Annotated in this window: 18 protein-coding genes and 1 riboswitch; of the genes, 12 read left to right on the forward strand and 6 right to left on the reverse strand. The window is 36.3% G+C overall.

Features of this window, described 5'->3' with window-relative positions:
• Position 1 precedes the first annotated feature (1 nt).
• A complete protein-coding gene (gene trpA / locus KMHG_RS04840; RefSeq protein ID WP_010287478.1) occupies positions 2 to 766 on the forward strand; it encodes a tryptophan synthase subunit alpha in 765 nt (254 codons plus the stop codon).
• Positions 767 to 794: 28 nt separating this feature from the next.
• Here the strand turns inward: trpA and KMHG_RS04845 are convergent, their stop codons facing one another.
• Positions 795 to 1,874: an AbrB family transcriptional regulator gene (locus KMHG_RS04845; protein ID WP_010287479.1), complete on the reverse strand. Its 1,080-nt coding sequence runs from the start codon at positions 1,872 to 1,874 to the stop codon at positions 795 to 797.
• 145 nt (positions 1,875 to 2,019) lie between these two features.
• Between KMHG_RS04845 and KMHG_RS04850 the strand changes: the two genes are divergently transcribed.
• The 7 genes from KMHG_RS04850 (at position 2,020) to KMHG_RS04880 (ending at position 13,709) form a co-directional block, all read left to right on the forward strand.
• Positions 2,020 to 2,973 (forward strand): MBL fold metallo-hydrolase, encoded by a 954-nt coding sequence (locus KMHG_RS04850; protein WP_010287480.1) that lies wholly within the window; start codon positions 2,020 to 2,022, stop codon positions 2,971 to 2,973.
• A gap of 533 nt (positions 2,974 to 3,506) precedes the next feature.
• On the forward strand, positions 3,507 to 4,460 hold the full coding sequence (locus KMHG_RS04855; RefSeq protein WP_010287481.1) for a tyrosine recombinase XerC: 954 nt from the start codon (positions 3,507 to 3,509) through the stop codon (positions 4,458 to 4,460).
• A 148-nt stretch (positions 4,461 to 4,608) separates the two neighbouring features.
• Positions 4,609 to 6,315, forward strand: a complete 1,707-nt coding sequence (locus KMHG_RS04860; RefSeq protein WP_010287482.1) for a sensor domain-containing protein — start codon at positions 4,609 to 4,611, stop codon at positions 6,313 to 6,315.
• Between the two features lie 129 nt (positions 6,316 to 6,444).
• Entirely contained in the window at positions 6,445 to 7,938 is a 1,494-nt protein-coding gene (locus KMHG_RS04865) for a hypothetical protein (protein WP_010287489.1), read from the forward strand.
• A gap of 349 nt (positions 7,939 to 8,287) precedes the next feature.
• Positions 8,288 to 11,656, forward strand: a complete 3,369-nt coding sequence (locus KMHG_RS04870; protein ID WP_010287490.1) for a hypothetical protein — start codon at positions 8,288 to 8,290, stop codon at positions 11,654 to 11,656.
• A gap of 20 nt (positions 11,657 to 11,676) precedes the next feature.
• Complete coding sequence (locus tag KMHG_RS04875; protein WP_010287491.1) at positions 11,677 to 13,272, forward strand: hypothetical protein; 1,596 nt, start codon at positions 11,677 to 11,679, stop codon at positions 13,270 to 13,272.
• Positions 13,273 to 13,280: 8 nt separating this feature from the next.
• Complete coding sequence (locus KMHG_RS04880) at positions 13,281 to 13,709, forward strand: hypothetical protein (protein WP_010287492.1); 429 nt, start codon at positions 13,281 to 13,283, stop codon at positions 13,707 to 13,709.
• Between the two features lie 43 nt (positions 13,710 to 13,752).
• Here KMHG_RS04880 and KMHG_RS04885 read toward each other — a convergent pair whose 3' ends face one another.
• Positions 13,753 to 14,787, reverse strand: a complete 1,035-nt coding sequence (locus KMHG_RS04885; protein WP_010287493.1) for a PTS sugar transporter subunit IIC — start codon at positions 14,785 to 14,787, stop codon at positions 13,753 to 13,755.
• A gap of 390 nt (positions 14,788 to 15,177) precedes the next feature.
• On the opposite strand from KMHG_RS04885, the gene KMHG_RS04890 reads away from it, so the two are divergent.
• Positions 15,178 to 16,137: an NAD(P)H-dependent flavin oxidoreductase gene (locus tag KMHG_RS04890; RefSeq protein WP_010287494.1), complete on the forward strand. Its 960-nt coding sequence runs from the start codon at positions 15,178 to 15,180 to the stop codon at positions 16,135 to 16,137.
• 57 nt (positions 16,138 to 16,194) lie between these two features.
• Positions 16,195 to 16,297: riboswitch (SAM riboswitch) on the forward strand.
• A 253-nt stretch (positions 16,298 to 16,550) separates the two neighbouring features.
• Here the strand turns inward: KMHG_RS04890 and KMHG_RS04895 are convergent.
• From KMHG_RS04895 to phaQ, 3 genes are all read right to left on the reverse strand, one after another.
• Positions 16,551 to 17,843, reverse strand: a complete 1,293-nt coding sequence (locus tag KMHG_RS04895; protein ID WP_010287500.1) for a dicarboxylate/amino acid:cation symporter — start codon at positions 17,841 to 17,843, stop codon at positions 16,551 to 16,553.
• A gap of 151 nt (positions 17,844 to 17,994) precedes the next feature.
• The gene (phaP, locus tag KMHG_RS04900) at positions 17,995 to 18,516 is read right to left on the reverse strand and encodes a polyhydroxyalkanoic acid inclusion protein PhaP (RefSeq protein WP_010287501.1); all 522 of its coding nucleotides are present in this window, start codon (positions 18,514 to 18,516) and stop codon (positions 17,995 to 17,997) included.
• 63 nt (positions 18,517 to 18,579) lie between these two features.
• Positions 18,580 to 18,975, reverse strand: coding sequence for a poly-beta-hydroxybutyrate-responsive repressor (phaQ, locus tag KMHG_RS04905; RefSeq protein ID WP_010287502.1), 396 nt, complete (start codon positions 18,973 to 18,975; stop codon positions 18,580 to 18,582).
• 169 nt (positions 18,976 to 19,144) lie between these two features.
• Here phaQ and KMHG_RS04910 point away from each other — a divergent pair, with 169 nt between their 5' ends.
• The 3 genes from KMHG_RS04910 to KMHG_RS04920 all read left to right on the forward strand — a co-directional run bounded on the left by KMHG_RS04910 (position 19,145) and on the right by KMHG_RS04920 (position 21,778).
• A complete protein-coding gene (locus KMHG_RS04910) occupies positions 19,145 to 19,651 on the forward strand; it encodes a PhaR (protein ID WP_010287504.1) in 507 nt (168 codons plus the stop codon).
• 212 nt (positions 19,652 to 19,863) lie between these two features.
• On the forward strand, positions 19,864 to 20,973 hold the full coding sequence (phaC, locus tag KMHG_RS04915) for a class III poly(R)-hydroxyalkanoic acid synthase subunit PhaC (RefSeq protein WP_010287509.1): 1,110 nt from the start codon (positions 19,864 to 19,866) through the stop codon (positions 20,971 to 20,973).
• A 142-nt stretch (positions 20,974 to 21,115) separates the two neighbouring features.
• Positions 21,116 to 21,778, forward strand: coding sequence for a hypothetical protein (locus tag KMHG_RS04920; RefSeq protein WP_010287512.1), 663 nt, complete (start codon positions 21,116 to 21,118; stop codon positions 21,776 to 21,778).
• Here KMHG_RS04920 and KMHG_RS04925 read toward each other — a convergent pair.
• Positions 21,723 to 22,763, reverse strand: coding sequence for a DctP family TRAP transporter solute-binding subunit (locus tag KMHG_RS04925; protein ID WP_010287514.1), 1,041 nt, complete (start codon positions 22,761 to 22,763; stop codon positions 21,723 to 21,725). The genes KMHG_RS04920 and KMHG_RS04925 overlap by 56 nt on opposite strands.
• Positions 22,764 to 22,768 lie beyond the last annotated feature (5 nt).

Genomic DNA, 22,768 nt, shown 5'->3' on the forward strand with positions numbered 1-22,768 from the left:
CATGACAACATTACAACGTGCAATTGAATCGGTAAATGATAAAGCGTTTATCCCATACATTATGGCGGGTGACGGTGGTTTAGAAAATATTAAAAAACAAATTTTATTTCTACAACAAAATGGTGCGACTGCAATCGAAGTCGGTATTCCATTTAGTGACCCAGTCGCAGATGGTCCTGTTATTCAGGCAGCAGGTATTCGCGCATTAGAAGCGGGGGCGAATTTACGCAACATTTTAGCGGAACTAACAGCGATTAAAGATGAAGTGACCGTACCGCTTGTTGTGATGACATACTTAAATCCAATTATTAATTTCGGTATTGAAGCATTCGCAAAGGCCGCACAAGAAGCGAATGTGAAAGGATTAATTGTGCCAGATATGCCGCTTGAAGAATCGGATTTAATGAAACCTGCATTAGCACAAAAAGATATCGCACTCGTTCAACTTATTTCATTAACAAGTCCACAGCAACGTATTGACCAGCTCGCTGAAGCGGCAGAAGGATTTATTTATGCCGTAACAGTGAATGGTATTACAGGTACTCGCAAAGGATTTGATAGTACACTGCACAATCATTTATCGCAATTAAAAGCAGCGAGTAATATCCCAGTGCTCGCAGGTTTCGGTATTTCTACGCGTGCCCATGTAGAAGATATGAACCAAACGGTCGATGGTGTCATCGTCGGTAGCGCAATCGTTCAAGCTTTCCATGAAGGAAGAGAATCAGATATTGCAAATTTAATGAAAACAGCAGCGCATCAATAATAAATACAAAAAAACGTGCAGCATGTAGCTACACGTTTTTTTGTGCGATGCGGTATTTTTTCACTAAAAGTGTCATTAATGGTGGTACAAAGAAATAGATGCAAAGCATGCGGAATACTTGATACATCGTAATCATCGACGTATCGGCATTCATTTCATGACCGACAATCCCCATTTGATCAATACCACCAGGTGCAAGACTTAAAAATCCGGTAATAATTGTCGTATGTTCGGTACTCGGAAGTAACCACACACTCATAACGAATGCCATAGCAATGAGCGCTAGTGCACTAAGTAGTCCTAGCGGCATTAATACTTTCTTATGCGTTAAATGTTCAGGGTGTAACATCAATCCGATAGAAGTACCGACGACAAACTGACAAAGTGCCATAAACCAATTCGGTAATTCAAAAGTTGGTAACCCAACAAACACACTCAATATAATCGTAATCACAATCGGTCCCAGCATCGTTGCAGCAGGGAAATGCCATTTTTTAAATAAGCGAAAAGCGATATAGCAAGCAATCGTATAAATCAGTACTAATAACCATATTGGTATCGTCGTTGCTTGACCTACTGTTGCTGTCGGCATATAATTTTCCGTCCCTTGAAGCGCTGGAATATGAACGATAAATGGAATCAAGACGACAATTAGCATGACCCGAATCGTATGGAAAAATGTCACGATGGTGACGTTAATACCTTTTAAATCTTCCGCGAGCACGAGCATTTGTGTTAACCCACCAGGGACACTACTTAAGAGGGATGTTGGAAAGTCCACTTTTGCAAATTTACTTAATAACCAAGCAAATAGTAAACTAACGCTAAACGTAATGATCGTTACGATCGCCATCATTGGAATATGTGTATACATATTTTTTAAAATATCGATTGTAAATGCTGTACCGAGTGTATACCCAATCACCATTAAACTATAACTTTTTATTTGCTTTGGCCAATAAAAGCGCCATTTCGTCGTTTGTGAAAAAATGAGCACGCTAATCATTGGTCCTAATAAAAATGGAACAGGAATATGGATAAGTTGGAATAAAAACGCACCAACTAAACCGACAATTGCCGTTAAGCATAATGCGACAAAATTATTCATCGTAATTCTCTCCTTTACCATTCTTTATTATAAATGTTCAGCTTCTAGGAAGCACTTATTTTATTTTTAAAGATATTAATATTATGTAAACTAAATGAAAGTGTATACTATTCATGGTAAAATATCGTGTAGAAGGAGGGGACTTATGTTAACGATTCCAATTATATTCAATGCGCCAAAAAGTGGGTTACAATCATTTAATTGCTATGTGACAGAAAATGATGGGAAACTCGTGTTAATCGATGGTGGTATTCAACATCCATCATTTGAAACTTACGCAGAAAATTGCCTAGCAGCGCATCAGTTGAGTTTCAGTGATATTGATGCGATTTATTTAACGCATCACCACGAAGATCATGTCGGTTTAGTGAAACGAGTTTTAAAAGAGAAAAATGTACCCGTATACATTCATTCCGAAGCAAAACCACGTTTAACATTTGATGGAGACTTCCTAGATATGCGTATACAATTTTTCGAGACGTTTTACAAACAAATGAATTGCTTAGAAGATGCGCAGTCGAGATTATCAACATTACGGAATACATATGAAAATAGGCATAAATTACGAATTGACGCAGATTATCGTATCGTAGAAGACAATACACAACTAGGTCGGTTTCAAATCATACCATTACCTGGACATTCAACAGATTCGATAGGTTTTTATGACGTGAAACGTAAAGAAATGTACGCGGGGGATACTGTTTTGAAAAATACGTCTACCAATGCGATTATCGATCCATTAGCAAACGGTACATATGTACATGCGAATTGGCAACAACGTGCATCTCTTCAAAAGCTCGCTACGATGGATTTAGAAACGATTTATACGGGGCATCAACCGATAATTACAGATGTCGCACAAACAACTTTACTGAAATTAAAAAAGCTCGATCAAAAAGCGGCGAAGTTAAAAACGTTATTAAAAACACCATTAACTGCAAGTGAAGCAGCAAAGGCATTTTACGGGCCACTTTACGAAAAACAATTTTCACTCGTACTTTCAGAAATTGTCGGTCAACTACATACGTTATACCGACGGGGTGAAATTGAAGCGACAATGAAAAATGGTATCTATTTATTTCAAAGTAAAGTATAAACAGTTTATTGTTATAAGCTGTTCATACTTTTAGTTTACATAATTAAATTATTTTTTAAAACTAATTAGACTGAATTTTCAGATGAAGTTACGTGTATAAGACATTTGTGAGCTGTTGGTTGTTTGATAGGGAATTATTGCTACATGTTCATTTGCTATTTTGAAGCTTTATCGCGGATAAGTTTAAAGAAATGAGCCGTCTTGAATAATCAATTTTCCTTTTCTGAATCGATTATCGATTTTTAAGTACTGCTTCGACATTAATAGATGTCGTATGATGATTTAATTTACTCTACGGTGTACCTGCCATAAAAATTCGGCAGATTATAATGCTACATATAGTTACTATGCTGGTTCATTGGGAGTGGAGATAAATTAGAAATGTACACATTGGATTATTTAAATAAAATATCGTTGGACGGAGGGTTTCTTAGGAAAAACGGCGATATTTTAATGGAATTTCAAAAAAGGTTCCCAAATATACATTTGGGAACCTTTTTTATGCTAGAATAAGCATTATATGAGGTGATATTATGGAGAAACAGCCGAAAATTTTACGCGACTTTTTAATCTACTTAACTGCGATTAAAGGGAAATCTCGTCGTACACGTGATGAATATGAATACGACTTAACATTATTTTTTAGATTCCATTTGGCAATTTCACGCGATTTGCCAACAGATCAATTAGAAAACATTTCATTAGAGCAATTAACAATCGAACATATTAGAATGATTACATTAGAAGATATGTATTTGTTTTTAGAATACTGTGAAGAAATTCGCCACAACAGTGCAGCAACACGTGCTCGGAAAGTTGCTACATTAAAGTCTTTTTTTAAGTATTTAAAAACACGAAAACATTTGATTATTGAAAATCCGGCGGAAGATTTAGAATCACCAAAAATCAGCAAAAAACAACCTGTTTATTTAAAAGTACCTGAAGCGCAACAGTTTTTAGACCATATTCCATCAAAAACACATTATTATCGCGATCTCTGTATGATGACTTTTCTACTGAATATGGGGTTACGTGTAACCGAGCTATGTCGTTTGTCGTTAAGTGATATTGAAGGTCGATACATAAAGGTGGTCGGTAAAGGGGATAAAGAACGAATCGTTTATATGAACGATCGCTGTATTGAAGTTTTAAAGTTATATTTGACACATGAAAGACAAAAAAATGTAGAAAAATGTGGAAATGATGCATTATTTTTATCACAGAAGGGTAATAGACTTACGAGACAACGCCTTGCAAAAATCGTTAAGGATATTAATAATTCATCAAATTTAAATAAAACGAATTTGACGCCGCATAAACTTCGTCACACATCAGCGACAATGATGTACCAGAATGGTGCAGACATCAGAAGTTTACAACAAATATTAGGACACTCTAACATTTCTACTACACAAATCTACACTCATGTAGAAGATGAAATGATCAAGCGTGTGTTTGAAAATAACCCATTGAATCATAAAGACTAATATATATACGCTTTTATAATCATATAAGATGAATAAATAAATATTTATTCATCTTTTTTTATAGTTTTACAATTACGGAAAAAATACTATAAGTTTTGTGGTAAAATAGTTTTATGATATCTAGGTTTTTAACTTGGAGGGAGAATGGATGAAAGACTTTTCTAATATAACATCACCTATTTTAAATTTTTTAGAATTAGATGACGTTTCTACCGGTAACTTGATGGGTGCACTAAATGAGGCAGTAATTGTGGCAATTACCGATGAAAAAGGAAAAATCATATCGGCGAATAAACAATTTTGCGAAATTTCCCAATACAGCACTCAAGAATTAATCGGTAAAGATCATAGCATTCTAAACTCTGGCTATCATTCTCCAACTTTTTTCAAAAACTTATGGAAGACGATCGGCAGTGGTGAAACATGGTATGGCGAAATTTGTAACCGTGCAAAAGATGGGTCATTGTATTGGGTTAAAACAGTGATTGTGCCTGTACTTAATGAAAAAGGGAAACCTTATCAATACATTTCAATTCGAACAGACATTACAGAACAAAAAAATACATCGCGCTTAAAACAATTCGCTTATCATGACGAACTGACAGGTTTACGAAATGCACGTTCATTGAAGATTCACTTTAAAGAATGCATTCGACATCAGACAGTAGATGAAAAAGCTTCTGTATTGATTTTATTGAATATTACACGTTTAAAACAAATTAATGATGGTTATGGGCATTTTATTGGCGACTTATTTTTATTAGAGCTTACAAAAAAATTCCAAGAGATTATCGCGAAAAACGGCGATTTATTCCGTTATAACGGCAAACAGTTCATTATTTTAACGACAAAAGAATATTATGAAACAATCACACATGAGATTTTGCAATTATTTGAACATGCTTTCACGATTGAACATGTACAATTTTATTCTACCGTTAATATCGGTATCGCTTTTTATAAAGAACATGCTGATACGTTAGAAGTATTATTAAAGTATGCAGATCTTGCAATGTTAGAAACGAAGAAAGAAAAAGGTAATCGCATTCTAACATTTAATTGCAATATGAATTTGATGATTGAACAACAATTAGACTTAGAAAAAAGATTAAGAGATGCGTTATTTAATGATAAGATGATGCTCTTTTATCAACCAAAATTCGAAGCGAAAACACACCGTCTTGTCGGTATGGAAGCATTAATGCGTTGGTATGACGAAGATTATGGTTTTATTCCACCGATTAAGTTTATTCCATTTGCCGAAGAAGTCGGTTTAATGCCAATGCTGGGTGAATGGGTATTGATGACAGCTTGTAAGCAAATGACGCATTGGCTTGAAAGGTATCCTGATATCGATTTACGTGTCGCCGTCAATATTTCACCGCTTCACTTGCAAGAAAAAGATTTTGTATGCAACGTCAAACATATTTTAAGACAAACAGGCTTAAATCCTAGCCATTTAGAAATTGAAATTACCGAACTCTCATTTATGCATGGCACAGATGAAGTAGCGCAGACGATTCGCCAATTAAAAGAATTAGGCATTTCTATTGCAATCGATGACTTTGGTACAGGCTATTCGGCATTAGGTTATTTAAAAACATTCCCGATTGATACATTAAAAATCGATAAATCATTTGTCCGTGGTATTAAAGCAGGCACAAATGACGAGTCTATGGTGACAGCAATCATTAATTTAGCACATATTATGAATATGTCTGTCGTTGTAGAAGGTGTTGAAACAATTGAGGAGTTAGCTGTGATTGAACGTGCAAAAGGTGATATGATTCAAGGATATTACTTCCATCCAGCATTACCTGTAGAACAATTCGATGTCTTATTGAGAGAATTATAAAGGCTCGGATTTATATCCGTACATACAAAAAACCTTTCCTGATTCAAAGGAAAGGTTTTTTATGTAATAAGACTTATATTATAGTTAGGCATAAAATGTCATAATATTCATTATACTGGAGGGGAAACTATGAAAAAATTAGTAGCAATTACGGCAACAACTGCTTTGACATGTACATTTGTTGGGGCACCTACAACAAATGCAGTAACAACAGTAAAAATTAAAAATAATAAACTTGTCTATACTAAAACAGGAAAAATCGTCAAAGGCTATAAAGTTTATAAAGAGAAGCTATATAAAAATGGTGTGCTTGCAGCGGGTAGCGTAAAATACGGTAAAGGTACAAAAATGAAAATATACAAAAATGGCGTATTAAAATCAGGTATCACTGTTACAAAAGATTTTAAATATGCATTTAAAAATGGATCGTTAATAAAAGGTAATTATACGCATCACGCTACTGATAAAGAGGTGATATTTAAAAATGGCATGCGCACGCATTTAATCGAAATTAAAAACGGAAAACTATATGATAATGGTAAATTGAAAACAGGAAAATATGTGATGCAACGTAGCTTTTATAAAGAAACAGTCTTCGATGGTGACTATTTAACATTATTTGTGAACGGTAAAGTGCCTACGGGGTATGTAGAAGCTACGTATAAAAATGAAACGTATATGTTTAAAGATGGTGGCACTGGAGAATTTTTTGGCACAACGCCATTTTATTATAACGGCGTTGTTTATATACAAGGAAAACCAGCACCAAAAGATACATACGTATTATGCGACGACGACAAATTATATTACAACAATCAACCATTTACTGGTGAATATAATCAAACTGAATATAAAGATGGTGTATTACAATATAAAACGATTCAAGAACCGTATGAGTTAGATTTAAAAGCATTGATCGCATTAAAAGATGATGCAACAATCTCAGCTGAAACACGCGCTCAACAATTCAATGAAACAACAGCTATATTATCAGCATATATGCATGAACATTTATCAGAACTATCTAATAGTTATCTGGAAATGGATGATGTTGGCTCGTATGATGAAACGATTGCACAAGAAAAATTAGTAGGCGATATGCAAAAACTTGCACAAATAGCGCGTAGCATTGAAGGTACAGAAAGCGCTCAAGTACAAATAGAGAAAAATTTAAAAGAGATTTATCTTCATTTCAATCTTTATTATGATAATGGACATCTATTAGATGGCGAAATAAACGGCAATATTTACAGTAACGGATTTTTAGAAAATACGAAATTCGAAAAAGAGTTATCAGCTGCCTATGAAGATGTATATCGTGCAGAACAAACATTTGAAAACGCTGAATATAAAAATAAACCAGAGCAAGCAAAAGCGGCTGTAATACCAATGGTGGAAACACTTCAAGTAATGCTTGAAAAAGCGATGATTGTCTTAGCAGAACACGAACAACCAACTTACGAAAACGCGAAACCAGCTATAGAATTCGCGACAAATCGTATTCAAGGGAGTAAAGAAACATTGCGAACAATTGAAAACGCGTTACAAACATATGATATAGCAGTAGACTTAGAACCGCTTCAACAAACGATGGAAAAAGCGTATACAGCGATTGGCGAGTGACAATCAATCCATAGTATCACGCTTGCTAACAGGCAAACTGATAGTATTATGAAAAGTAATGCGTATGGACAGGTAACAAATATTCGATGTTTTGTACTGACCTTTAATTTGGACGGCAAAGCAATTTATTCAACGAATGAGTTCAAATATGCGATTAAGAAACGGAGCGTAGATGTCACAACATCCATAATTCAATAATAGCGCAGTAAAAAAGAGTGGCACTAGGCTCACTCTTTTTTTATGACCTACGTTGGATATAACAAGTAGACAAAAAATGCCATAATAGAATATAGTATTACGAGCCTAGTTTTAAGAAAAAATAGGTAAAAATATTGAAGGAGTATCAAATATGAAAAAATTGATGACACTTACGCTTACAGCAGCAGTAGCGACATCTATGATAGATGTACCGACAGTAATGGCGGAAGATACAACTGTAACAACACCTGTATCAGCATATACAGATATGAAATTAATGGAAGTAAAAGATGGGCAATTCGATGAAAATGGTGAAGCATATTTCACCCTTACAATTGAGCAAGAAGGCTTTTATCGTCTTGTAGGTGACAATATCGATCAATATAAAACTGCAATTACTCAAAATAAAGAGCAATTAGAAAACGCAACATTTCAATCCGCTTCTAAATTACGTATCCTAAAAAAAGGAACGTATTATGTGAAAGTCAAAGGCACGCCAAACGCAACATATCATTTCAAATTTGCAGAGCGTACATTTGATATGGATCAAGCGTGGCCAATTTCAAAGAAAATCGCTATACCTTATTATATGGAGCGTGAAGCTTATGCGACACTTGAACTCAAAGATGATAAATATATTCGATTCATGGGACACTCTGCTACTTCAGATAAAGCAGTCAAAGCATTGTCGTTAAAAAATGTCGCAACAGGTGAAACATATATTGCAAAAAAAATCTCTAATTATGCATTTTCATCAAATGCACCAGACGGTACATACCACGTTGATCTTGTATATACAGATGAATTCAAGAAGAATCCTATCGTTGGGAAACTGGAATTGAGATATACATTAGCAGAACACTTACCGTTTAATGAAAGAGTGTCATCAAAAACAACGGCTGGTGAAACATTTACACTGAATTTAGAAAAAGATACGAAAATCCAATTCACATTAATGGATCCAAAAGGAAAAAAAGGAAACAATCAACGATTCTCAATTTATGATGATCAACATCGCCTCGTAAAACGTGTGCATATTCAACGAGACCAAGCTTCTCGAATGTTCACGTATACCGTTAAAAAAGGGCGTTATAGTGTAAGTGCAGATAATACAGACATTGAAGCGCTTGTAAAAAATGTTGTTGATACAAATACGAAGTTTAAACTTAAAAAAAATGTACTTGTTCATGCTGACACAGGGAAAGTTGTTAAAGGCTATCAAGTTTATAAAGAGAAATTGTATAAAGATGGCGTTCTTGCAACAGGTCGCGTTAAATACGGCAAAGTTCCAAATATGAAGTTGTATCGTAACGGGATATTAGAACAAGGCCTCTATATTGCAAAAGATTATAAATATGCATTTAAAGACGGTTCACTCATTAAAGGAAATTACACGTATGAAACGGAAATGGGTGTCGATGCGATTTTTAAAGATGGCGTACTCACACATTTAATGGAATTAAAGGATAACACTTTATATGACAACGGCAAAATCCATCAAGGCCGTTACGTACTAAATACGTATGCATACGACGAAAATGAAATTGACGGCACGTACTTACAATTATTTATTAACGGCAAGCTCGCAACAGGTTATGAAGAAGGTACGTATCAAGGCGAAACGTATATGTTTAAAAATGGTGTTACAGGTGAAAGTCGATTTGGTTTCGGTAATTTTTATTACGATGGAAAAGTGTATGAAAACGGGAAACCGAAAAGTGGTTATGCATCTGTAGGAGGTACACTATATTATGATCATCAACTATTTACAGGTACGTTGAATGACAGATACTACGAAAAGGGTATACCTCAATATTATGTGATGACGAAAACATATGAACAGAAAGTGGCCGACACAGTTGCTTTAAAATCAGAAATCGGTCATCAGTCAGATGAGGCAGTTGCTCAATTATTAAAAGAAAAAACAACAGATGTGCTTGCCTATTTAGATGAAAATGAGTCGATGATTTATGATGACTATGGTCATGAAGTAGATGATGGAATTGGTTCTCTCTATTATGACGATCCATTAAATATCGCTCGTACAATTGGTGGACAGTTGCAACAAATAGATGATGTAGCTACACAGTTAGGTGAAGCGGCATTAGAAACGCATGAATTATTACAACAACGTTTAAAAGAGATTTACAAAGAATTTGATTTATATTATGACAATGGGGCATTACTAGATGGTGAATACGAAGGAAATGTATACGAAGATGGGGAGTTAATCGGAGCTGCATTAAATATTGCGTATAATGAAACGCAAACTACTTTTTTAACAAGTGGTTACGGGGACATTGTGAAACAAAAAGATGAACAAGCAATTAAAGCACAGCTACAAGACTATGTTGACGCGGTAACAAAAAATATCAATGCGGCAAACGCGATCGTTAAGGCGTCTCAAAATCCAGATTATCCTAAAGTAGACTTATATAAAGAAAGTGCTACATCAACGATTAACGATAGTATGAAAACATTCCGTTTCATTAAAAATGTGATGAACACCTATAATGCTGAAGCAAATTTAGCACATTTACAAGAAGCGATGACAGCAGGATTTGCATTATTAGACAAAGCGATTGATTTTAATGAGTTAGATGAGAAAGCGGTTTATCAAGATATGAAATTATTAGATGTTCAAGATGGGACATTTGATGGTAAAGGTTACGCGTACTTTAAAGTCGATTTAACAGCAGCTGCAGGTAACTATACGTTTGCTGGTAATGACGATGTGAAATCGTATACGATCTTCGCTGCTGAGAATCCTGAAAATGTTAAGCAATCTCAGCAATTAGGTGCGACAGAATTACGCTATTTAGAAAAAGGTACGTACTATATGGCAGTAAAAGGCCAACCGAATCAACCATATCATTTCAAACTAAAACGTCGTACGTATGGCGTTGAAACGATGAACGTACTAAACGCCGCTTCATCAGATTATGATCGTACAAATGTCGTGAAAGTGCCGATTTATCAAACAAATCAGCCAAACGCAAAAATCAATTTAACAGCAAACCAACATATTCAATTTTTAGCTTTACCATCTGATACAACAGTAATTGATGCCCTTGAACTAACAAATGAACAAACAGGCAAAACATATACAGCGAAAAAACAATCTGCATATCGTTTTGAAACATTTGCGCTAAAAGGAACATATAGTGTTTCAATTAAGTCATCAAGTCCATCAATCGGTCAACATGTGGCATTACGTTATTTCGTATCCCCAACACTTACAATGAATCAAACGTGGTTAATTGATCAAGGTGTACACGGTGCATTTACGTTTGTAACGACCAACGATACGAAAACACAATTTACGTTATCTACGCAACATGGTATTGATAGTTCAAAAAATCAAACGTTTAAATTATATAACGATCAACATGAACTTGTGAAAAAAGTTACTTTAAAAAAAGGCGATAAGACGCGTACATTTACGTACACAGTCAAAAAAGGAAACTATTACGTACGCTTAAACGGAGCTGATATCCAAGTAACTGCCACACTTAAATAAAAGGAGATGAAGAAGCGGGAATGAAAAAAATAATCACTTTAACGCTTTCTGCAGCTATCGCAACATCTGTTGTTGAGGTACCAGTTGCGTCTGCAGAAACAGCAGTAGCAACGACGGCGTCAGCTTATATGCCGATGCAATTATTAGAAGTAAAAGATGGACAATTTGATAAAAATGGCTATGCCTACTTCAAATTAAACATTCCGCAAGAAGGATTTTATCGACTTGTCGGCAACAAGACAAAGCAATACGAAACAGCCGTAACAATGAGTGAAGCAACGTTAAAAATCGAACCGGTTCAAGCCGCTTCTAAATTACGCACACTTAAAAAAGGAACGTATTATGTGAAAGTCAAAGGCACGCCAAACGCAACGTATCACTTCAAATTTGCTGAGCGTACATTTGATATGGATCAAGTGTGGTCTGTGAGTACTCGTCCGCAGAATAATCAAATCGATTTTCCATACTACACAGAACGCAAAACAAGTGCCAAAATTCAATTAACAGATGACAAACATATACGCTTTATTAATCATACTGTTGAAAAAGCAGACGCAGTAAAAGCACTCAAACTTAGAAACATCGATAACGGTAAAATATATACCGCAAAAAAACTTTCAGAGTATACATTTTCTTCAAATGCACCAAACGGGACATATGAAGTAAGTCTTGTGTTAACAGATGCTTTTATTAAAAACCCATACGTCGGAAAAATGAAAATCAGATATGAATTAAGTGAACACCTTCCATTAAATTCGACGGTCGCATCTACATCTTTAGAAAGCGCTTCGTATACATTTAATCTGAAAAAAGATACAAAAATACAATTTACGTTAATGGATCCGAAAGGGAAAAAGGGCAATAATCAAAGATTTTCATTATACGATGATCAACATCGCCTCATAAAGCGTGTGCATATTCAACCAGACCAATCTTCTCGTTCGTTTACGTATACCGTTAAAAAAGGACGCTATAGTGTCACACTTTCACATAATGTAGAATTGAATACGTTAATCGTCAACGGTTCTGACACAAATTCGGCGTTCAAGCTTAAAAACAATTCCCTTGTTTATAAGGCTACAGGAAAGGTTGTTAAAGGCTATCAAGTATATAAAGAAAAGTTGTACAAAGATGGCAAGCTAACAACCGGTCGCATTAAATATGGTAAAGTGCCAAATATGAAACTGTACCGTAACGGCGTCCTTGAAAAAGGAATTTACATTTCAAAAGGTTATAAGTATGCCTTTAAAGATGGTTCGCTCATTCAAGGTGATTATGAATACGAAGATGAGACAGGATTAAGAACGAACGCCCTTTTTAAAAACGGGGTTCTGACACATTTATTAGAATTAAAAAACGGCGCTACACGTCTGTACGATAATGGTAGCTTGCATAAAGGTCGTTACGTATTCAATATGTATGATGGATTAGGCAGTCGCAGCAACATCGATTTAAGACTATTCATTAACGGGAAATTAGCAACTGGCTACGAAAAGCTACGTATAACGATGAAACGTATATGTTTAAAGACGGTGAAGTTCGTCAAGGCAAACGGTTTTATTATGACGGCAAAGTATACGGAAGTGGAAAGCCAAAAAGTGGCTATGTCCAAATAGATGATACATTGTATTACAAACATAAATTGTTTACAGGTGTAAATAACAAACGCTACTACGAAAATGGCATTCATCAATATTATTTAACAACAAAAGCATACGAAGATAAAGTACAAGAAGCAGCAGATTTAAAAGCGCAAATTGGACAGCAATCTAATGAAGTAATTGCTAAGTTATTAAAAGAAAAAGTCGAAGCAGTGTTTGCCGATTTAGATGACCGAAATAAACAAGAGCATATATATGATGATTACGGCAATGCTAAATACGACGATGTAGGATATAAATACTATGAAAACTCATCAAACATTGCTAAAACAATTGTGAAACAGCTAGAAACAATCGATGAAGTGACAAAGCAATTAGACGGAGCTGCTGAAGAAACGCATCAGTTATTACAACAACGTATTGAAAATATACGAGAAACATTTAAATACTAATAACCACAAAAAAGCTAGCGCATTTCGCGCTAGCTTTTTTGTATTATTCGTAATCTACTTTGTAATCGTTTGCTTTGATCCAATTGAATTTTTTCTCGAAAATTTTCAGGAATGTTAAGTTTAGAACGATTGGTAGTACGATAAATAATACTGTTGTAACGATGACGTTGTAGCTTGTCCATCCTTCAAGTGAAAGATATTTAAGTGGTCCAACGAAACCTGCAAGACCGAAGCCTGCTGAATATGGGTCGCCGACGATTTTAAATACGCCAGCAAGTGCGCCGAGAATACCCGCCGTAATGATGGCTGGGAAGGCAATTTTAGGTTTCATAAAGAAGTTACGCATTTGAATTTTAGCTGATGCAATGTGCGCAAGTGCTGTACCTAAGTTGTTTGCGCGGTAAGAAGCGATAGCCATACCAACACCTGATGCACATACACCAAGGTTTGCTGCGCCTGCACCGATACCAGAAAGCATGATGACTGTTGCAACACCGATTGTTGAAATTGGTGAAAGAATTAAGATTGAGAAAATCATTGCTAGTAGTGCACCCATTAAGATTGGTTGTAGTTCTGTTACATACTCGATCCCTACGCCAACGTAGTCAGCGCCTGTTTTTACATAAGGTAGGATTGTCATACCGACAAGACCTGGGATAAACATTGATAGTGCTGGCATTGCAAGTAATGTCCAGTCTTTTAATTTGTTGCCTAAAAATTGAACGAATGCTGTTGCAAGTGCTGCTGTGATACCGATGTTGATAACAACGCCGATACCAGCCATTGTCATGCCTTTATCTGTGAAAGTAACAACACCAGAGCCAACCATTGTTGCTAAACCGATTGAACACATTTGAATCGGTGATAATTTAAATTGGATCCCGACCATTACGCCGATGACAAGTGGTAAACAACTCATTGCGAGTACTGATATATTTAAAATCGTTGGTAAGATTGGAACGTTCGGATAATGTGCGATAATTAATTTTAGAATCTCTCCGACAAGGGCGTTGGGGATTAAGCATACAACGATCCCAAGGCTCATGCCTGTAAGAAGCTTACTAAAAAAATCTTTCATATAATCATTTCCCTTCGACTTACAATTCGTTTGAAGTAAGTAGTTTGTTTTATTAAGTGACTTCAGTATAGAAAGATTTTAATTGCGCGTCAATATTGAATTTTCTAAAAATTCAGCTTATTTTACATAAAACAGATTGTAAGCGTTCTCTTTTAGATAATATTCGTCAAAATAACGAGTATTTTTTGGAGAAAAATGCGATATATTGCATTTTGAAAACCCCTTTATTTCAAATAAAGCCCAATTAAATCAATAGAATCTAGCGATATTTTACAAACAGCACACTTTATTGATGTAAAATTAACATTTTGTTTCCATAAAATGTATAAAACATTGTATGATACACGTAACGTGATATTCACGATTGCAAAAATGACAGGGGGAGATTACATGAAAACACGCATTACAGAACTATTTGGCATTGAGAAACCGATTATTCAAGGGGGGCTTGCTTATTTAGCGTACGCAGACTTAGCAGCAGCTGTATCAAATGCTGGGGGATTAGGACAAGTAACGGCGCTCAGTTTACCAGATGCAGAAGCACTACGTCGTGAAATTCAGCGCACACGTAATTTAACAGACAAACCATTTGGGGTCAATATCGCAATGGGGCTACATGGAAGCGGGTATGAATCGTTTGTCCAAGTCGCAATTGAAGAAAATGTATCTGTCGTATCGATCACAGGTGGTAATCCAGCGACTGTATTAAATATGTTAAAACATACACCGATTAAAAAAATTGTGCTCGTTGCTGGGGTACGCCAAGCACAAAAAGCAGAAGAATTAGGGGCAGATGCGGTAATTGTTGTTGGACAAGAAGGTGGCGGTCATTTAGGACGTGATGATCTCGGCACAATGGTGTTGACGCCTCGTGTAGTGGATTCTGTATCTATTCCGGTTATTGCCTCTGGTGGTATTGGAGACGGGCGTGGACTTGCTGCAGGGCTTGCGCTCGGTGCAGAAGGAATTGAAATGGGAACACGCTTTATTGCGACGAAAGAATGTATAGATGCTTCAGCTTATTATAAGAAGTTATTATTAGAAAGCGATGAACAAAATACTGTCGTTGTCAAACGCTCTATCGGCGGACCGGCTCGTGTCATTCATAATGCATTTGCAGAAGAAATTTTAACGATTGAACAACAAAATCCAACGTATGAAGCGTTAAAAGAGCATATTAGCGGTCGTGCAAATAGACGTCTTGCGATCGATGGAAAACCAAATGGCATGGGTTACGCAGGTCAAGTCGTCGGTTTAATTAACGATGTCCCGTCTGTGGCAGAACTATTTGAAAGAATTGAAAAAGAGTATAAAACCGTTATGCAAAAGTTTTCTGAAATTTCTTTCTAAAAATACTTGAAATTCCTAGTGGAATACTGTAATATAAATATCAACAACTAAACCAAATTCTTATCAAGAGCGTTGGAGGGACTGGCCCGATGAAAACGCAGCAACAGACTCGTGCAGTACTGTGCTAATTCCTGTAGCATCATTTGCTAAAAGATGAGAAGAGAACGGATCCCATTTGATACCAACCTCTTCTTATCGAGAAGAGGTTTTTTGTTTAACCTTCTCATTTGAAGCGATATCGTTTATTGAAAGGAAACTCATTCGTTTCATATCGGCTCATATGCCACAACCTAACAATATGCAGTCATTTCTGCTAATAGCCCATTCGCGTAAAAACACCCGCTCCAGTCATTTCTGAAGCGGGTGTTTTATATTTAGCAATAAAAAAGAACCGCCGAAGCGATTCTTTTGTGTTAATGTTCTGTACTGTGACGAAGTGCTTTTTCTTCTTTTAACTCTTCTACTAGTAAATCATGTTGTTTTGGATCAAATTCATTTTCCCATTTGGCTACAACGATTGTTGCCACTGAGTTCCCAATAATATTTGTAATGGCGCGTGCTTCTGACATAAAGCGATCCACACCAATTAATAGGGCAATACCCGCTACTGGAATCATTGGGAATGCTGCAAGTGTCGCAGCTAATGTAATAAAGCCTGCTCCTGTAACACCGGCAGCCCCTTTTGATGTCACCATTAAAATTAATAGTAAATAAATTTGTTGCCAAATTGATAAGTCGACGTTATATACTTGCGCGATAAACATTGCAGCCATTGATAAGTAAATGGCGGTGCCGTCTAAGTTAAATGAATAACCAGTCGGTACGACAAGACCAACGACTTGTTTCGAACAACCGAAACGTTCTAACTTTTTCATAATTAATGGTAGTGCTGATTCAGAAGAAGATGTACCAAGTACGATGAGTAATTCATTTTTAATATATCCAAGGAATTTAAATATATTTACTTTCGCATATAGTTTTAATACAAGTCCTAATACAATAAAGATAAATAGCGCCATCGTTACGTATACACTCAACATTAATTGACCTAAGTTTAATAATGATTTCATACCAAAGTTTCCGATTGTATAAGCCATTGCACCAAATGCAGCGAATGGAGAGAACTTCATGACCATACCAACGATTTTAAAGAAAATTTGAGAAGCTTGTTCGCAAAGGTGAATTACTTGTTCCACAGGCTCACCGATAGAAGCAGCGGCTAAACCGAAGAAGACGGCACATACGAGAACGGGTAGTAGTTCACCGTTCGCAATCGCACCGAAGAAGTTTTCCGGTAAGATGTTCATAATGAAGCCCGTTAGTGTATTATCAGCGCTTTCTGCAGCTTCTGTATATTGACTAATATCAGCGCCTTTATCTAATTTTGATAAATCAACACCGTATCCTGGTTTCGTAATATGCACGACGATAAAGCCAATTGCAAGTGCGATTGTGGACATGACTTCAAAATAAATGAGCGCTTTTAAGCCGATCGAGCCGACTTTTTTCATATTGCCCATGCCACCAATACCTGTTACGACTGTCAGGAAGATAATTGGTGCGATTAACATTTTAATTAATTTGACGAAGATATCTGCTAAAATTTTTAGCTGTGCGCCAAAGCTAGGGAAGACCGCCCCCACGATAATCCCTAAAATAATGGCGATGACAACTTGAACAGTTAAGTTACGTAAGTTGAATTTCATCCTCAAAACCCCTTTGTTTGTATAAAACTTTTATATAGATAATGTACGATACATTAAGAATGTTGAGAATATTCTGGTCATAATGTTTATTTTGGTCTTTTTGGTCTTTTTTTGAACATAAAAAAAGAGCCCATAACGGACTCTTCGGCAATTAGCGTACGAAAGGTACTGTTGGAATTGAAGGAACTGACTCTAAAAGTGTTTTGTGGTTTTCTTTTAATTTAGATGTTAGGTCTTCAATGTTTGCAAGTGCTTTTTCACGCTCTTCTTTTTGTTGGTGAAGCGTTGTGTTAATCGCTTTTTCCCATTCGTTTTGCGCGTTGCGGATATATTCTACAACAGCGTGGTTTGGACGCCAAGAAAGTTCTTGTGCTTGTTCAGTAACTTGTTTTAACGTATCGAACCATGCAGAGAATTGTGCATTTTGTGCTGGTGTTGTCACAGCTTCAAATGAAGTTGTGACTTGTTTTTGCCATTCTTTGATTGCTTGGTTTGATTTTTCTTCAATTACTGTGTAAGAGTTTAACGCTTGATCTAATGTAGACTTTTGTGAAGCAATTGCTTCTACTGCGCGTTTTTCAGTGTCTTCTTGTACTGTATTGATTGCTTTCACAGTGTTTAACCAGTTATCCCAAATAAGATCTACGCTTTTCGTTAATAGTTCGTTTGCCATTATAAATTCCTCCCTAGTAGTGGTCATGTTTTTTTGTAAAGCATGAGCGGGGAGTCTTGGCTGCTAATCGTCGTTGTTGTCCGCTTCATCCGGTTTCTTTGGCGTTGGCATGCCGAAAAGAAATGGATTATACAATTTGAAGAAGTTCGTTAGTAGCTGTTGGAATTCATCGAATGAGCCAGCCCACAAGTCTAAATATTTTAGACCTTCTTCTGTAATTGCGTAAATGCGTTTGGCTGGCCCATTTTCATCAGTATTCCATTCAGACGTGACTAACGCATCTTTTTCTAGTTGTCTTAAAATACGATAAAAGTTCCCTCGGTCAACGGAATCGATGCCGAAAGATGTGAGCTTTTCCATGAGCTCGTAGCCATATGCATTAATATCACGCAAATGCAGTAAAATTACCGGTACAAGAAAATTTTTCGGTGCACCAATATGTGGCTTTTTGGCGTTCATATCCATCACCTATCTTCAAATTACTTATAAGTGTAATTTACACCTATGTGCAAAATGTGTCAAGTGTTTTCTGATATTTACACCCAACTTGTAAAAATAATTGAAATAATTGAAGAATATGGTAAAGTTGGAATTGTGAAATGATTTTATTGATAGAGGAGGAATTTTCGTGACGAATCAAACATTTGATGCGTTTAGTATTTGGAAAGATCTATACGATCGCACTGAGAGCGCATTCCGCGATTCGATTCAATCGACGCTTGAACAACCAGCCTTTGCAGAGGGACTAGGTCAAATTCAAAAGCAATACTTACAATATCAAGGATTAGTGAATGGCATGACAGAGTCTTACTTAAAGCAAGTAAACGTGCCAACACGTGATGAAATTGCGAGTATCGCTTCATTAGTGATCAATGTGGAGTCTAAAATTATCGATTTAGAAGACCAATTAGATGACATCGACACAGCGCATGAAACGAATTCAAAAGAAATTAAACAATTAAAAACGTCTGTATCTAAATTAGATAAAAAATTAGATACAGTCATTGAATTGTTAACGAAACAAGTAGAGGCAACTGCAAAACCTGCACCTGTCACAGTACCAGCTGCGGATATTAAAGTGCAAACGGCTGCTTCTACAGCAAAAGCGACACCAAAAACACAACCGAAGAAGTAATGATCGGAACGTTTTAACAAGCTTAATCCAAAGACAAAGACATCCATGAAAAAGCGTATCGTTTCAATGCACCTTTTCGAACAACTTTATCGTTCATTCCGAAAAGGCTCATCTGATAGACATGCTTTTATCACATCAATGATTGAGACGCTTTTGTAATCAACCAAAGAAGCTTTAATTGAAAAAATTATTTTACTATTGGAGGTTTTGTTGTGAGTAATGGAGTATCTACTGCACCACTTTTCGAGCAATGGCTTGAAGCAATGAAATTACCTGAGGAAGCAGTATTGCCACAGGATTTGGAAAAACTAAAACGTTTTACAGAAGTCGTAACGACAGACGCGGAACCACAAGTTGGTCAAACACCGAAAGAAGTCATTTGGACAAAAAATAAGGCGAAACTATATCATTATGCACCGAGCAAAAAGAAAACGAATAAAGTGCCAATTTTATTCGTCTATGCATTAATTAACCGCGCCTATATTTTAGATTTATACCCAGGCAATAGCTTAATCGAATACTTAACAAACGAAGGCCACGATGTATACTTAATCGACTGGGGTACAGCAGGCTATGAAGATCGTCATATGAAACTAGACGATTATATCGTTGACTACATTCCTCGCGCTGTGAAAAAAGTGTTAAAACATGCTGGTGCAAAAGAAATTACGATGTACGGTTACTGCATGGGTGGTACGATGACAACGATCTTTACGTCACTATACAACGACATTTTACCGATTCGTAACCTTGTATTAATGACATCACCGACAGATTTTGAAGATGCAGGTCTTTATTCTAACTGGTTAAACAAAGATACGTTCCAATTAGATAAAATCGTCGATACGTTAGGTAATGTACCATTTGAAATGATCGATTACGGGAACCGTTTACTAAGCCCAATTTCTAACTCAATGGGTACGTATGTGAACTTAGCGAGCCGTATCGATAACGACAATGCGGTGTTAACTTGGAAGTTAATGCAAAAATGGTTGAACGATGGTGTACCATTCCCTGGTGAATCTTATCGTCAATGGATTCGTGACTTCTATCAAGAAAATAAATTAGTAAAAGGGGAGCTGGAAGTACGCGGTCAGCAAGTTGATTTATCAAAAATCAAAGCAAACTTACTGAATATTTGCGCAACTCGTGATAATATCGTACAACCAGATCAAATCCGTGCGTTAAACAAAGCGGTTTCTAGTAAAGTAAACACATTACACGAAGTACCAACAGGTCACGTATCTGTATGTACAGGTCGCTATGCGAAAAAAGAAATTTACCCTTACATTAGCGAATGGTTAAAACAAAACTCTAAATAAAATCAATGAAAATCCCCTTGAAATCTATATAGCTTTCAAGGGGATTTTTGCGTTGTTTGTGAAAGAAGTGAAGCGGGTAATTGGAGGTTACAAATGTTACTTATGATATGTGTGACGAGTCTAACAACTAGGAGGATTAATGATGATGTTCAAGAAAAAACTAATTGCGACGATTGCTGCTTTTGGGGTACTGCTACCAAGCTCCTTCGCCTCTGCTGCGACGATTTCATCTGCTACCGCATATAAACCGTCTCACAATTATAAGTACACTGTCTATGATGCTTACGGTTATCCGAATCGCAATTTTACGCTCACTTGTAAAAATAGTGGCACGTATAATGCGCGCTGTACGAACAAAAGCACAATTTACACGTATAACATTACGAAAAAATCATTCGAATTTTATGTGAATGGCGATGTACCGGTCGTTACGCCTTATTATTTCCCACTTTCAACTGGAAAGACCTACTACAAAACAGGGTATGACGGTTTGTCTTCTTACAAGTACAGCTATAAAGTGCTTGCTACAAATATGAAGAAAAAGGTAGGGAAGAAAACGTATTACAACGTGATTCAACTGAAAAATAATGTTGATAACAGTTATACGTATATTGCGAAATCGCATGGTATCGTGTTAATGACAGCTCCTTACAATGGGAAACAAACGACTGTATATAGTGTCACGAATTACACAAAAAATAACGAATCTAAAAAAGGCCCTTGCACGTATGTCATTACGTGGGGGCCTTTTACGATTGTTTTAACATCTTTTCGATATCTTCTAATATGTTTTGATATTCACTAACGCGAAAGTTATCGTATAGTGGCTGTAATTTTTGCTGCCATTTCTTTACTTCTCGATCTGGAAGGGTGTAAAAAATCGTCCCGTACGCTTTCATATGTTCATAATCTTCATCATTCATTTCTTTCGCAAGCTGATCGTTATAGCGCGTCGTTTCAATCATCGCTTCTTCAATAATTTGTTGCTGATTAGGAGAGAGTGATTGCCAAAATGATTCATTCATCAAGATGCCATATCCTAAAATCCCATGGCGCGATAGTGTAATATACGGTTCTTGTTTATAAAAACTTTTCGAATAAATGTTAGATAGCGTATTTTCTTGAATGTCGATTGTTTGATGGTCTAGCAATAAGTTCACTTCATCAAACGAAGTTGCCGTTGCTTCCGCTCCGAGTAGCTGTGCCTGCCGCTTCAACATCATACTATTCATTGTACGCATGCGTTTCCCTTGAAAATCCGCTAACGTTTTAATCGGTTTATCTTTTGCAATCATTTGCTTGAAACCATTTTGCCAAAATCCGAGTCCGTGAATATTCCGTTTTTCCGCTGCATCTAATAAAGTTTTTCCGACTGGCCCCGCCATTATCCGCTTTACATCCGCTTCGTTTTCGAATAGAAACGGTAAATCTAACACCGACCAAATCGGCAGTTCACTCGAAATTTTTGAATAGCTCGGCGCAATCATTTGCACGTCGTTTCGTTTTAACGCTGCCATTTCATCTTTATCGTTGTATAGCATACCGTTTGGATAGAGTGCGACTTGAATTTGCCCACCTGATTTTTGTTCTACGAGCTTTTTGAATCGAAGTGCTGCGAGTCCTTTCGGCGTGTTTTCAGCGACGACATGGCTAAAGTGAATCGTTACACGTTCATTTAGACCTTGTTGTTCTGCATCTGTATAAGTTGTTTGTGCTGTCAATCGTGGTAGCGTAAAAGAGCCAAGTGCTACGATAATTAACAGTATGGCTGATAATAAATAAGTACGCATACGTT

This window comes from Kurthia massiliensis, from assembly GCF_000285555.1.
GTDB classification, from domain to species: Bacteria; Bacillota; Bacilli; order Bacillales_A; family Planococcaceae; genus Kurthia; species Kurthia massiliensis.

Excerpts from the sequence above, each read along its gene's own strand:
- trpA (WP_010287478.1), top strand. The coding sequence starts at position 2 with ATGACAACATTACAACGTGCAATTGAATCGGTAAATGATAAAGCGTTT.
- KMHG_RS04845 (WP_010287479.1), bottom strand. The coding sequence starts at position 1,874 with ATGAATAATTTTGTCGCATTATGCTTAACGGCAATTGTCGGTTTAGTT.
- KMHG_RS04850 (WP_010287480.1), top strand. The coding sequence starts at position 2,020 with ATGTTAACGATTCCAATTATATTCAATGCGCCAAAAAGTGGGTTACAA.
- KMHG_RS04855 (WP_010287481.1), top strand. The coding sequence starts at position 3,507 with ATGGAGAAACAGCCGAAAATTTTACGCGACTTTTTAATCTACTTAACT.
- KMHG_RS04860 (WP_010287482.1), top strand. The coding sequence starts at position 4,609 with ATGAAAGACTTTTCTAATATAACATCACCTATTTTAAATTTTTTAGAA.
- KMHG_RS04865 (WP_010287489.1), top strand. The coding sequence starts at position 6,445 with ATGAAAAAATTAGTAGCAATTACGGCAACAACTGCTTTGACATGTACA.
- KMHG_RS04870 (WP_010287490.1), top strand. The coding sequence starts at position 8,288 with ATGAAAAAATTGATGACACTTACGCTTACAGCAGCAGTAGCGACATCT.
- KMHG_RS04875 (WP_010287491.1), top strand. The coding sequence starts at position 11,677 with ATGAAAAAAATAATCACTTTAACGCTTTCTGCAGCTATCGCAACATCT.
- KMHG_RS04885 (WP_010287493.1), bottom strand. The coding sequence starts at position 14,787 with ATGAAAGATTTTTTTAGTAAGCTTCTTACAGGCATGAGCCTTGGGATC.
- KMHG_RS04890 (WP_010287494.1), top strand. The coding sequence starts at position 15,178 with ATGAAAACACGCATTACAGAACTATTTGGCATTGAGAAACCGATTATT.
- KMHG_RS04895 (WP_010287500.1), bottom strand. The coding sequence starts at position 17,843 with ATGAAATTCAACTTACGTAACTTAACTGTTCAAGTTGTCATCGCCATT.
- phaP (WP_010287501.1), bottom strand. The coding sequence starts at position 18,516 with ATGGCAAACGAACTATTAACGAAAAGCGTAGATCTTATTTGGGATAAC.
- phaQ (WP_010287502.1), bottom strand. The coding sequence starts at position 18,975 with ATGAACGCCAAAAAGCCACATATTGGTGCACCGAAAAATTTTCTTGTA.
- KMHG_RS04920 (WP_010287512.1), top strand. The coding sequence starts at position 21,116 with ATGATGTTCAAGAAAAAACTAATTGCGACGATTGCTGCTTTTGGGGTA.
- KMHG_RS04925 (WP_010287514.1), bottom strand. The coding sequence starts at position 22,763 with ATGCGTACTTATTTATTATCAGCCATACTGTTAATTATCGTAGCACTT.